Annotated in this window: 12 protein-coding genes; 3 read left to right on the top strand and 9 right to left on the bottom strand. The window is 57.8% G+C overall.

Going from position 1 to position 12,125, the window contains the following annotated elements:
• Positions 1-307: 307 nt before the first annotated feature.
• From exaC to MPRO_RS08430, 3 genes are all read right to left on the bottom strand, one after another.
• A complete protein-coding gene (exaC, locus tag MPRO_RS08440) occupies positions 308-1,828 on the bottom strand; it encodes an acetaldehyde dehydrogenase ExaC (protein ID WP_067290321.1) in 1,521 nt (506 codons plus the stop codon).
• A gap of 140 nt (positions 1,829-1,968) precedes the next feature.
• Complete coding sequence (yddG, locus tag MPRO_RS08435; RefSeq protein WP_245635056.1) at positions 1,969-2,898, bottom strand: aromatic amino acid exporter YddG; 930 nt, start codon at positions 2,896-2,898, stop codon at positions 1,969-1,971.
• Positions 2,899-3,101: 203 nt separating this feature from the next.
• Positions 3,102-3,836, bottom strand: coding sequence for an AraC family transcriptional regulator (locus MPRO_RS08430; RefSeq protein WP_067290318.1), 735 nt, complete (start codon positions 3,834-3,836; stop codon positions 3,102-3,104).
• A 289-nt stretch (positions 3,837-4,125) separates the two neighbouring features.
• Between MPRO_RS08430 and MPRO_RS08425 the strand changes: the two genes are divergently transcribed.
• The gene (locus MPRO_RS08425) at positions 4,126-4,683 is read left to right on the top strand and encodes a mechanosensitive ion channel domain-containing protein (RefSeq protein ID WP_067290315.1); all 558 of its coding nucleotides are present in this window, start codon (positions 4,126-4,128) and stop codon (positions 4,681-4,683) included.
• A gap of 167 nt (positions 4,684-4,850) precedes the next feature.
• Here MPRO_RS08425 and MPRO_RS08420 read toward each other — a convergent pair whose 3' ends face one another.
• From MPRO_RS08420 to MPRO_RS08395, 6 genes are all read right to left on the bottom strand, one after another.
• A complete protein-coding gene (locus tag MPRO_RS08420; RefSeq protein ID WP_067290312.1) occupies positions 4,851-6,635 on the bottom strand; it encodes a PQQ-dependent methanol/ethanol family dehydrogenase in 1,785 nt (594 codons plus the stop codon).
• 118 nt (positions 6,636-6,753) lie between these two features.
• On the bottom strand, positions 6,754-7,158 hold the full coding sequence (locus MPRO_RS08415) for a hypothetical protein (RefSeq protein ID WP_067290309.1): 405 nt from the start codon (positions 7,156-7,158) through the stop codon (positions 6,754-6,756).
• A gap of 139 nt (positions 7,159-7,297) precedes the next feature.
• Entirely contained in the window at positions 7,298-7,501 is a 204-nt protein-coding gene (locus MPRO_RS08410) for a hypothetical protein (RefSeq protein ID WP_067290305.1), read from the bottom strand.
• Positions 7,502-7,557: 56 nt separating this feature from the next.
• Entirely contained in the window at positions 7,558-8,472 is a 915-nt protein-coding gene (locus MPRO_RS08405; protein WP_067290302.1) for a substrate-binding periplasmic protein, read from the bottom strand.
• On the bottom strand, positions 8,459-8,902 hold the full coding sequence (gene pedF / locus MPRO_RS08400) for a cytochrome c-550 PedF (protein ID WP_067290298.1): 444 nt from the start codon (positions 8,900-8,902) through the stop codon (positions 8,459-8,461). The genes MPRO_RS08405 and pedF overlap by 14 nt, the downstream gene beginning before the upstream one ends.
• Positions 8,903-9,183: 281 nt before the next feature.
• Positions 9,184-10,113, bottom strand: a complete 930-nt coding sequence (locus MPRO_RS08395) for a LysR substrate-binding domain-containing protein (protein ID WP_067290294.1) — start codon at positions 10,111-10,113, stop codon at positions 9,184-9,186.
• A gap of 130 nt (positions 10,114-10,243) precedes the next feature.
• On the opposite strand from MPRO_RS08395, the gene MPRO_RS08390 reads away from it, so the two are divergent.
• Positions 10,244-10,807: a TRAP transporter small permease gene (locus MPRO_RS08390; RefSeq protein ID WP_067290291.1), complete on the top strand. Its 564-nt coding sequence runs from the start codon at positions 10,244-10,246 to the stop codon at positions 10,805-10,807.
• On the top strand, positions 10,800-12,098 hold the full coding sequence (locus tag MPRO_RS08385; RefSeq protein ID WP_067290288.1) for a TRAP transporter large permease: 1,299 nt from the start codon (positions 10,800-10,802) through the stop codon (positions 12,096-12,098). Before MPRO_RS08390 ends, MPRO_RS08385 begins: the two co-directional genes overlap by 8 nt.
• Positions 12,099-12,125 lie beyond the last annotated feature (27 nt).

Below are 12,125 nucleotides of genomic sequence, written 5' to 3'. Positions count from 1 at the left end.
TACTGTACATGCACGGGGGTACATCCACGTATCCCCCTACAGATACAAATATAGATCAGATATAAATCAAACAGGCACTTCGCATGACAATTTTTCTTATCGAAAACGGTAACTGACGCCTAGCAGCTGCATCGGAGGTCGCCAAAGGAAATGCAGACGAAAAAAAGCGCGGCAAGCCGCGCGAAAACCTGAGAGTGAGAGCACTCATTCAGGGGGCTGACTGGTCTATGGGAAGAACCAGCCGATCTGCAATGCAGCACGCGTGGCAGGAGGTCCTTGCGTGCTGCGGTATGCGGTACTTGTCGGCTTAGAAGAAGCCCAGTGGATTAACGTCGTAGCTCACCAGCATGTTCTTGGTCTGCTGGTAGTGATCCAGCATCATCTTGTGGTTTTCACGGCCAACACCGGATTTTTTGTAACCACCGAAGGCAGCATGTGCCGGGTACTGGTGGTAGCAGTTGGTCCAGACGCGACCGGCCTGGATACCACGGCCCATGCGGTAGGAGCGATTCATGTCCCGGGTCCAGAGACCTGCACCCAGACCGAACTCGGTATCATTGGCAATGGCCAGGGCTTCAGCCTCATCCTTGAAGGTGGTCACAGAGATCACCGGACCAAAGATTTCTTCCTGGAACACACGCATGTTATTGGTGCCCTTGAGGATAGTCGGCTGGATGTAGTAGCCGGTGTTGAACTCGCCGTCGAGTTGTTCTGCACCGCCACCGATCAGCACTTCGGCACCTTCTTCACGGCCGATATCGAAGTAGCTCATGATCTTGTCGTACTGCTGCTGCGAGGCCTGGGCGCCGACCATGGTGTCGGTATCCAGCGGGTTGCCGCGCTTGATCTGCTTGATACGCTCGATTACCAGACCCATAAAGTCGTCGTAGATGCTTTCCTGTACCAGCAGGCGTGACGGACAGGTGCAGACTTCACCCTGGTTAAAGAACGCAAGTACCGTGCCTTCAACAGCCTTGCTGATAAAGCTGTCTTCCTGCGCCATCACATCTTCGAAGTAGATGTTCGGCGACTTGCCACCCAGCTCAACCGTGGACGGAATGATGTTGTCGGCGGCGCATTTGAGAATGTGCGCGCCTACCGGGGTGGAACCGGTAAAGGCGATCTTGGCGATACGGGTGCTGGTAGCCAGCGCCTGACCGGCCTCGGCACCAAAGCCGTTGACGATGTTCAGCACACCTGGGGGCAGCAGGTCGGAAATCAGTTCGGCAAACACCAGGATGGACACCGGAGTCTGCTCGGCAGGTTTGAGTATGACGCAATTGCCTGCAGCCAGTGCAGGTGCCAGTTTCCAGGCGGCCATCAGCAGCGGGAAGTTCCAGGGGATAATCTGACCGACCACACCGAGCGGCTCATGGAAGTGATAAGCCACGGTTTTTTCGTCGATCTCGCCGATGGAACCTTCCTGAGCGCGGATACAACCGGCGAAATAACGGAAGTGATCCACCATCAGCGGCACGTCGGCGTTGAGGGTTTCACGTACGGCCTTGCCATTGTCCCAGGTTTCGGCCACGGCCAGCGTTTCCAGGTTCGCTTCCAGGCGGTCTGCGACTTTCAACAGCAGGTTGGAGCGTTCAGTAACGGATTTTTTGCCCCAGGCATCCTTGGCGGCGTGGGCGGCGTCCAGCGCCAATTCAACGTCTTCGGCGGTGGAACGGGGGATCTCGCAGAACGGCTTGCCGGTAACCGGCGACACATTATTAAAGTACTCACCCTTGACCGGCGCGACCCACTCGCCACCGATAAAGTTACCGTAACGGGGTTTGAATGTAACAACGGAGCCTTCGCTTCCTGGCTGTGCGTAGATCATTTTGTCATGCCTCTTGTTGTTATCGCTGCGACGACCGTTTTATCCCGGCGCCTTATGCTGTTCGACTACAACTGCATAGTAGCGATGAGGCCGGCAACCCCGGTATGCTCCCTTGGCATCGAAAACACCGGGGCTCCCTACTACTTTTGACCCCCTATTTCCGCCTGTCCCTTACCCCTGTTTGGCTGCAGCCAACCCGGCATGACCCCGGCCACCAGCGCACCACCGACGATCAGCAGGCTGGCCAGCAACAGCGACAGGCTCGCCGAGGCAAAACCGCTAAGTACCAATAACAGAGTGGAAATCAGGGGCGCGCCATAGGCCAGCACGCCCAATAGACGCAGATCGCCATGCTTGACACCATAATCCCAGGTAAAGAAAGCAATCCCCACGGGGCCAAGCCCCAGCCCCAGCACCGCACTCCATTGGGTGAGGTTCTGCGGCCATAGCGGCGCCTCCCACAACAGATGACAGATCAGACCTAGCAGTGCCGTAGCGCCACAGAACCAGCCCACTGCATCGGTGGGTACCCGCGCCACCAGCCGGCTGGCCACCGAATAGCCCGACCAGATAAGCGCACAGGCCAGCGCCAGAAAATAGCCCTGCCAGTACTTCGCCTCAAAGCCAGTATCGCTCTTGCCCAGCAACAGCCAGCACCCCAACAAGGCCGCCAGAGCGCCGACAACATGCAGCGGATGCAGTTTCTGGCCCGGTAGCAAGGCAGAGAAAAGCACAATCAGCAGCGGCCACAGGTAGGCCAGCAACCCCACCTCCACCGCAGGCGCCAACGCCATGGCCTGGAAGTAACAGAAATGAAAACCGAACAAACCGCCTACTCCCAGCAGCCAGGCACCCAGGGGCTGGCGCAGCACTCGCAGCGGCGATGGTCCCAGCACAGAGCCCTTGAGCATCATCAGCAGCCAGGCGATACCAAAGGTCATGGCCAGCATCTGAAACGGCGGTATCTGGTTGCCGCTTAGCTGGGTAAAGAGTGCCAGCAGGCCCCACAGAAATACCGAAATGGCGCCGATGAAGGTCGCCCGGCGCTGTGTTGTTGTCATCTGCGTCATGGTCTGTGCTGAATCCTTGCAAGCAGTGGAGCAGGCCTGCGGCTGAATATGATAAGCCGCCAGCATAGCCGGTCTGCGCCACCCCGACTTTGCCACAACGGCGAAACTGTTTGCCGAAACGGCAGACTGGATATGGGTACGCGGCCTTGGCTCCTGGATGGCGCGAGCTTGTCTATGCACCGACGGAAGAAGGCGCGGCGTTCTTAACCTTGAAGAGCGGTGCTACGAAAATAGCGCGGCGATTTGCCAAAGTGACGCCTGAAGCGGTCACTGAAAGCCGCCAGGCTGCTGTACCCCACTCGCTCGGCAATGCGCTGAATGCTCAGTTCGCCGGACTCCAGCAACGCCCAGGCGGTCTGCATGCGCCGCTCCAGCAGATACTGCTGCGGTGTCATGGCCAGACTCTCACGAAACAATGCGGTGAGCTGGCGCGGGCTGATATGGGCCACGGCGGCGAGCTCTATCAGCGTAACGGGCATATCCAGGTGTGCATCGATCCAGGACTGGGCCGCACGCACCCGCCGATCCAGCGCAGGTGCGCCATCATGACGTGCGCTCAGCAACTCCAGCAGTAACAACAGCATCTGGCGGCGCACTACCAGACTGCCGCCCTGCTCCAGCTCGGTCTGCAGAAAACCGATATAGCGCCCCAGAGAGTCGTCAAGATCGATGAAGGCCGGCAGGCGCTGCAGCAGTGGTGCCAGCGCCACCGGAATGTCGGCCACAATAAAACGATTACCCGCTGCGCCGGCAAAGGCGTGGTCTTCCCCTGCACCTATAATCGCGGCCTGGCGGCTGTGCACCCGTCCCTCTCGCACACCGATCTGCATCTCCAGCTCGCCGGCCAGCGGCAGCACCAGCTGATGATAGTCGTGCTGGTGGCGCCGGGTTTCACGGTCGTAACTGCGCAAATCAAGAATAAAGGGAGCTGAAGTCATGGCGCGATTATAGGAGCCTGCTACCGCACAGCGCCAGCCCAGAGATTGCCCAATAGCCCAGGCGCGGACTCGGGCTCATATCTGGTTGTGTGAAATCGGTCGTAGCGCAGGGAGATCCTCGTGTTCAGTGCCGGTAAATGCTACAAAGGCTCCCTTAAAAAATTCATGACATCGCAACTGTCGCCACTCAATGGCGGCACTGCACCGGAGCTATTAACGCCGAGGCTGCGGGTCATATTCATCCCGTCGCACCTCCACAGAGGCCGACATTCAGCATCGCGAGGACCGCGTGTATACACAACTACTTGCCACCCTGGGCGTGATCACAGGTTACTTTGTCGTCTTCGGGCTTGTGCGCAAACTCATCCGCTCACTCGGCCAGGCCAAAAGGGTTCCGGCCCAGCGCGTGATTTATATCAACAAGTATTTCAACGGCCTGTGCATCTTTACCGCCCTGGTGATGATCTCGCTGATCTGGAGTATCGACTACAGCAATCTGATGCTGTTCGCCTCGTCGATCTTTGCCATCGTCGGCGTGGCCCTGTTTGCGCAGTGGTCCATCCTGAGTAATGTCACCTCCAGCATCATTATCTTCTTCGCCTTTCCCGCCCGAATCGGCCACCGCATCCGCATCCTGGATGACGAGGAGACCATCATCGGCGAGATCGTTGAAATCACCTTCTTCCAGGTCCTGCTGCGGGGTGAGAACGGCGAAACCATCGCCTACCCCAACAACCTGCTGCTGCAAAAACCGGTCATTATCGTCGGCAACGGCAGTGATACTTCGTCGAACGGCGATAGCGGTAGCAACCCGAAAACCCGTATTGAACCCTTCCGCCTGCCCTGAAACTGCGCGTTTTGTTTTGACCTGCTCGCCTTGCCACTTCGCCCGTTACCCGTAAACCGAAATCACCAAAAAAGGGGGCCGCAATAAATGCGGCCCCCTTTTGATTGATCATCTTGCTGCAGGGCCATATTGACCCTGCTTCTAATCTGACGGATTAATAGCAGCGCTTAACGCGCCGCCACTTCTGCAGACTTCGGCAGCTTAAAGGTCCAGACCGTGCCGCCCTGGTTCAGATGCTTCACACGCTTGGCCACTTCACCGCCCCACAGAGGTACGGCGCCGCCCCAGCCGGATACGACTGAAACATACTGCTCGCCATCCTGTTCCCAGGTGATCGGCGAACCGACGATGCCGGAACCGGTGTTGAACTTGTATTTTTCTTCGCCGGTCTTGGCATCGAATGCCAGCAGGTAACCTTCAGGATTACCCATGAACACCAGCCCACCCTTGGTGGTCAGAACGCCGCCCCACAGCGGTGCGTAGTTCTTGTAACGCCACACTTCCTTGCCGGTTTTCGGATCCATCGCCCGCAGCACGCCTATGTAGTCGTCGTTCAGCGCATTGATGGTAAAGCCGGCACCCAGATAGGCCGCGCCCTTCTTGTAGGCGGTCGTTTCGTTCCAGATATCCATGCCCCACTCGTTGGAAGGCACATAGAAGAGCTCGGTATCCTGGCTATAGGCCATGGGCATCCAGTTCTTGCCGCCCAGGAACGCCGGAACAGAAACGACCGCCTCGCCCTTCTCGCCTTCAGTTTCGCTCGGGTTACCCGGGCGACCTGCAGGATTCAGGATCGGACGACCCTTCTCATCCAGACCCGTCGCCCAGGTCATCTTGTCGACGAACGGAAAGCCGCGGATAAAATCGCCATTTTCACGGTTCAGCACGTAGAAGAAACCGTTACGGTCGGCAGTCGCTGCTGCTTTCACGGTCTTGCCGCCGTCCTGATAGTCAAACGCGATCAGCTCGTTAACGCCGTCGAAATCCCAACCGTCATGGGGAGTGGTCTGGAAATGCCAGACGATTTTGCCGTTTTCCGGGTTAATCGCCAGACGGGACGAGGAGAAGAGGTTGTCGCCGGGACGCATGTGGGAATTCCAGGGTGCCGGGTTACCGGTGCCGAAGAACATCAGGTTGGTATCAGCATCATAGGTGCCGCCGAGCCAGGTAGCCGCGCCGCCGTTTTTCCACATGTCGCCAGGCCAGGTCCTTCCGGCTTCGCCACCGGAAATACCGGCTTCAACTTTCTTGCCGTTCTCCCACACATAACCCATGTGGCCTTCGACCGTCGGACGTGTCCAGACGAGGTCGCCGGTTATGGCGTCATAGGCTTCAACCTTGCCCACCACACCGAACTCGCCACCGGACACACCGGTAATAACCTTGCCATTAACAATCATGGGCGCGGCAGTCAGGGAGTAACCGGCCTTGTAGTCTTCCACGGTTTTCTTCCACACAACCTTGCCGCTGTCCTTGTCCAGGGCAACCAGCTTGGCATCGAGGGTACCGAAGATCACCAGGTCGCCGTAGAGGGCGACACCACGGTTGATCACATCGCAGCACGGCATGATGCCGTCCGGCAGGCGCGCATCGTACTGCCAGAGCTCGTCACCCGTAGCCACATCGATCGCAAAAACACGGGAGTAGGACGCCGTCACGTACATAACGCCATCTTTCACCATGGGCTGGGATTCCTGCCCACGCTGTTTTTCGCCACCAAAGGAGAATGCCCAAACCGGACGCAGTTCCTTGATGGTATCGGCGTTAACCTTGGTGAGGGGACTGTAACGCTGACCACGCAGCCCCATCCCGTAACTCACAACATCTTCGGTGGTCGCCTGGTCATTCAGAATATCCTGATCGGTAACCCCGGCATGGGTCATTCCAGTCATCGACATTGCAGCGACCAAAGTGGTAACGGCAAAGCCTTGGATGCAGCTAAATCTCTTCATCACAGTCTCCTCACGGATTTCGTTCTTATTAGAGCTACGGGACAAACTCCCGAACCTGGCATGAATTCTTGAATTTGAGGCCCTAACGGACAATTGCACCGCAGTAGCGGATTTCTACTCACTTGGTACTACTCCTGCGCTCAAGCAGGCGTTCGGCCAGGCCTTGCAGCGGCCTCTGCACCTGACTCAGAGCGCTATCTTCCAGCCTGCAGCGCAGCACACCGCGGGCCTCGAAATGGCGCACAATATCGGTCACCACATCCAGCCAGGCACGACCCGGGCGGTGATTGAGCGCATCCATGCTCAGAGCAATAGCCACCAGGTTGCGCTCACCCTCACAGGCACGCAGCACATCCAGCGACACTGGATCGAGAAACACCACCTGATGCGGCGCCTTGATCACCCAGCGCTGATGCTGGCTATCAAAATAGAGCCGCGTGCCGGCGGCAAGGCTCGGCACAGCGCGCGGGCTGCTGACGCTAGCCTGTGCCATCTTGTCGGGTACGATCTGATTGGCTGACATAGGCGCCTCCGTGGCAGTGCCCCCTTGCAAAGAAGGATGTTGTGACGCGACACAAGGGGAAGAAGAACGCCGCGTTTTTGTAACCGAGCACGGGTACGCCAGGCTGCGGCCAAATTGGTAGCGGGTCAGGCGGATGGCATCAAATCACGGGCCCATCGGCAGCGCCCTGACCTGGGTCATGGTCTGCCTTTGGGGAGTCGAGCGGGTCCTGCCGCGACGCTGGAATAGCAGGATTTTTGCCCTCGGGCTCTGCCGCCAGCGCCATCACCGACAGGGTGACCAGCAACCCCAGCAGCATGCCAAGCCAGGCATCGCGCCAAACCCGGGCCGCGGCTGATATCATGCTCTACTCCTGTGCGGGCCTTAACTAGGAGGCTGCGGTATGGGCAGCGCCAGCGGTCAGTTCGCGGTATCCCGGTAGAAGGCCGGCAACTCGTACTGCAAACCGAAAGCGGAGTAGATCCCGGCCATTTCATCGCTGCGGATCAGGCCATCCACGACCTCTTCCACCGCGTAGCCGAGCTGACGGTTACTGTGCTTGATCGCCATACCCAGATCCCAGCTCTGCTTGCCCATGCCCGGAAAGCCGTTTTCCCCCAGGCGATAGCGCTCGGAACCGGCAAGACCCAGCTGCTGATCGATTTCGGCGCGCATGCCCATCACGGCATCCACCTCACTGCGCTGCATGGCGGCAAACGCCAGCGGCAAAGACGCGAAGTGGCGTGTATGTTCACGCATGCGACCCTGAAAGCCTGAGGTCAAATAGAAGGACGGCAGGCTGTCCAGCTCCACCCCGATACTGTGGTACTGGAATACCGCCATGGTACTGACGCGCGCGATCTTTTCGCTGTCGTAGGCCAGCTGCCAGCGCTCGCTCTGATAGGGGCCGAACATCACCACCTGCTCATTGACGACGACGCCGGTAGAGTCACGCATATAGGAATATTCACGATCATAGGGCACACGCATCATCACATCGGCCAGGCGTTTGAGGGCCAGTGGCTGATCGTCATTCTTGTCCAAATAGTGCCCTTTCCAGACATTATTGCGCAGATCGTCTTCAAGGTTTTCGTCCGGGACTATCCAGTGGGGCTCAAAACGCACCCCCAGCCGCTGGGCAATACGCTTGCCAATCTCAACATCGACCCCCGCCGGGGTACCCTTGTCGAGATACGAATAGGGTGGAAAGTTCTGGTACAAACCGATTCGTATATAGCCGCTGGCGATAACGTCATCGTATTCGCGCGCCTGCGCCGGCAGCGCCAGCAGACAGACGCAGCCGAGCAGAAAGGCGCTGAGCCTATTCCGCAACATACTTGGTCTCCAACCAGGCACGAATCGCCCAGAGCGCTTCCTGGCTCAAGTAATCCGCCATCTTGGGCATGTAGACCCGGCCGTCACGTACCGCACCATTGACGACACGGTACTGATACCACTCATCGCCGTCGATACCAGGCTCCAGCATGCGCAGATCCGGCGCTATGCCACCTGAAATGCCTTCCAGGCCGTGGCAGCGGGCACAGTTCTGGTTATAGGCGGAGGCACCAATCTCGACCGCTTTTTCGTGGTCGGCATGGTCGTTTCCATAGGGGTTGGCATCCAGCCATTCCTCTCCCAGGGGCGCAAGGCCTGCGGTATCTACCGACTGGGGGGTGACATCCCCGTGGGCCAGCAACGTGCTGGAGAGCATCAGCGTGAGCATTCCGGTACCGGCGACGCCGAGCAGTTTCTTGTTAATTATCATGGCTACTACCCTTCTGATTTTTATGACTGAACTGTTTACCAATGAACTTTTGAATAGCGATCACCCAAAACAAGACCCGGTGCGCATTCTTGTAGTCATGATAGAACCCGTCCATAGCGCGCCAGAATTCTACTTTGGCCGCCAAGACTTAGTTCGTTGGTAGTAGGTTTTTAGGGGGTGATGCCTCACGGGGCGAGGGGCTAGAAGCTAGAAGCTAGAAGCTAGACGTTCGAAAAGCCAGCAAGGTTAGCGCTTGCTGGCCGGGGAAGAGAACCTGCCCGTCAGAGCACTTCGAAAAGACCGTTCGAGCTGTGCTGCAGGGCGTTCAATGCATCCTGCAACAAGCGCACAAAACCGCGGGTCAGGGCCGATTGTGCCCGGTTACGGGGGAAAATCAGCGAATAACGATAGCCAATACGGGGCTCAAAGCGCTTTACCACAAGCCCAAGCTTGGCATAGTGCTGCGCTGTGACGGGGTCGACAACGGATACGCCATTGCCCGCCAGTACGAAACCGCAGGCCGCATAGTGCAGCTGGGTGTCTATCAGCAGCTGGCGACTCACGCCCGCCTGTTCGAAGACGTTATCAATCTTGTACCTCAGGTCCTGCTCGGTCCCCAGGGACACAAAGACTTCACCTTCCAGATCCCCAGGTTTGATCAGCTCATGCTGTGCCAGCCGATGTCCCGGCGGCAGCACACATACCAGCCGGCTGTCGGCCAGGGTTGTCATGTCGATGCCCGGATCACTCAGATGAATGCCTGAAATAACCCCGACATCAAACTGCTGACTGGCCACCAGATCGGCCACCTGCTGAGTGCTGCGCACCTGCAACGACAGCGACACCCCCGGGTGCAGGTCATTAAAGCGGCGCAGCAGGGTCGGCAGGAACTCCACCGACATGGCCGGCATGGAGGCGACCCGCAGCGAGCCCATACTGAAGCCGCGCAACTCCTCGGCCGCACGGGAGAGGTGTTCAAGGGACACAAAAGCCCGCTCCACTTCGGCATAGAAGAATTTCGCCTCAGGCGTGGCGATCAGCCGCTTCTTGTGGCGCTCGAACATCTCCACCCCCACCGTGGCTTCGAAATCACTTAACAGGCGACTCACCGCGGGCTGGGAAACACACAGGATATTGGCCGCACCACTGGTGGTGCCACTAATCATAACGGCCCTGAAGGCTTCGATCTGGCGGTAGGTTAAGCGTGCCACAGGCTGGGCCTCTCTGTAGAAGTAAATAACATGATGTTATTAAATCATATAAACAAACGATTTGATGTTATTTACCCAAATCCCCAGAATTCACCCGAACCTTGGCCACAATCACAACTAGAGAACGCCTATGGAACGCTTTTTTCGCTACACACTGACAGCACTGATCAGCCTGGTCGCGCTGTTCCAGTTTGTGCAGGTCATCACCCGCTATGTTTTCGAAATGCCCCTTATGGGGCTGGAGGAAATAGCGCTGATCCCCACCATCTGGCTCTACATCCTGGGCAGCGTTAACGCCTCGCGGGAAGACACCCAGATTCGTGCCAACGTACTGGAGATCTTCCTTAAAACGGATCGCAGCCGAGCCCTGCTGCAAGCTTTTTCCGATCTGATCAGCATCGTGATTTCGCTCTGGATGACCTGGTGGGCCTGGAAATATTTCAGCTATGCGCTGCGCGTGATGAAAGAGTCCCCGACCCTGTATATCCCCACCATTATCTATGAATCGGCGCTCTTTCTTGGCCTGGTGATGATGACGCTGTTCACCAGCTGGCACCTGCTGCGAAACCTGGGTTTCCTGCTGGGCATGCGTGCAACGCCGGATCACAGCCTGGATCCAGACTTCCCGCAAACAGATGAAGTACGTGAATTCGACGTTCTTACCGACCTCAGAAAGGACAATAACAATGGTTGAAATAGCCTTGCTGGCCTTTGCCGTGCTGGTCATTCTGCTGACCATCGGTGTGCCACTACCCTATTGCTTTGGCGCCGGCCTAATGGTCATGACGCTGGTTGGTGAAGCCACTATGCGCGGCATGATGCTCTGGGGCTTCAGCCAGCTGACCAACCCGATTCTGCTGGCCATTCCGCTGTTTGTATTCGCCGGTACCATCATGAGCGTGAGCGGTATCGCCGCCAGTCTGTTGCAGTTCGTCAACGTCTTTATCGGCCGAGTGCGCGGCGGTCTGGGTGTTGTCGCCGCCGTCAGCTGCGCCATTATCGGTGCGATCTCAGGCAGCGGCCTTACCGGTATTGCCGCCATAGGCCCGCTGCTGATCCCGGAAATGGAGCGCAAGGGGTATCCGCGCGCCTATGCCACCGCCCTGATCGCCAACTCGTCCATTCTTGGGCTGCTGATTCCGCCCAGCGTGACCATGATTGTCTATGGCTGGGTTACCGAGACGTCGATCCTCGCCTGCTTTCTGGCGACACTGGGCCCCGGCCTGCTCATCATGTTCAACTTTTCAGCGGTCAACATGGTGGTATCGCGCAAGTTCCCGCTGATACTGGATGAGCCCCTGCCGATAGACCGGATGATACGCGAAGCCGGCAAGAAGACCGTTAACGCCATCCCGGCGCTGCTGATGCCAGTGATTATCCTCGGCGGAATCTACGGCGGCATCATGACGCCCACCGAAGCGGCGGCCGTCTCTGTCATCTATGCCCTGCCCGTGGGCTTTATGATCTACCGCGGCCTGACCTTCAAGACGCTGCTGGAATCCGGCAAGGAATCCGCCACGGCGGTGGGCGCCATCCTGATCATGATCCTGTTCAGCCTTATGCTGAGTCAGCTCTACGTGATGGAAAATATTCCCCAGTCCCTGGTCGATGCCATTTTCCAGATCACCGACAACAAGATCCTGCTGCTGATCCTGGTCAACCTGTTCCTGTTTTGTATAGGCATGGTAGTGAACGACATTACCGCCATCATTCTGACCGCCCCGCTGCTGCTGCCCCTGATGACGGCACTGGGCGTCACCCCAATACAGTTCGCCGCCATCATGGGCGTGAACACCGCCATGGGCGGCGTGACGCCACCCTACGCCAGCATCCTGTACCTGGGAGCACGTATTGGCAACGTCAAATTCACCGAGGTGGTGAAGCCCGCAATGATGCTGATTCTGTTCGGCTATATCCCGGTGGTCATACTCGTGTCCGTCTGGCCCGACCTGTCGGAATACCTGCCGCGATTGTTCGGTTACTAAAGCAAACCCTTTGCAGCAAGACCCACA

It is taken from the genome of Marinobacterium profundum, assembly GCF_001528745.1.
Classification (GTDB): Bacteria; Pseudomonadota; Gammaproteobacteria; order Pseudomonadales; family Balneatricaceae; genus Marinobacterium_A; species Marinobacterium_A profundum.
The sequence above is the reverse complement of the archived record's forward strand: the minus strand, read 5'-3'. Positions and strand labels throughout refer to the sequence as shown.

Coding starts and splice junctions, on each gene's coding strand:
- pedF (WP_067290298.1), bottom strand. CDS start 8,902: ATGATAATTAACAAGAAACTGCTCGGCGTCGCCGGTACCGGAATGCTC.
- MPRO_RS08420 (WP_067290312.1), bottom strand. CDS start 6,635: ATGAAGAGATTTAGCTGCATCCAAGGCTTTGCCGTTACCACTTTGGTC.
- MPRO_RS08390 (WP_067290291.1), top strand. CDS start 10,244: ATGGAACGCTTTTTTCGCTACACACTGACAGCACTGATCAGCCTGGTC.
- MPRO_RS08405 (WP_067290302.1), bottom strand. CDS start 8,472: ATGTTGCGGAATAGGCTCAGCGCCTTTCTGCTCGGCTGCGTCTGTCTG.
- MPRO_RS08430 (WP_067290318.1), bottom strand. CDS start 3,836: ATGACTTCAGCTCCCTTTATTCTTGATTTGCGCAGTTACGACCGTGAA.
- yddG (WP_245635056.1), bottom strand. CDS start 2,898: ATGACGCAGATGACAACAACACAGCGCCGGGCGACCTTCATCGGCGCC.
- MPRO_RS08415 (WP_067290309.1), bottom strand. CDS start 7,158: ATGTCAGCCAATCAGATCGTACCCGACAAGATGGCACAGGCTAGCGTC.
- MPRO_RS08410 (WP_067290305.1), bottom strand. CDS start 7,501: ATGATATCAGCCGCGGCCCGGGTTTGGCGCGATGCCTGGCTTGGCATG.
- exaC (WP_067290321.1), bottom strand. CDS start 1,828: ATGATCTACGCACAGCCAGGAAGCGAAGGCTCCGTTGTTACATTCAAA.
- MPRO_RS08385 (WP_067290288.1), top strand. CDS start 10,800: ATGGTTGAAATAGCCTTGCTGGCCTTTGCCGTGCTGGTCATTCTGCTG.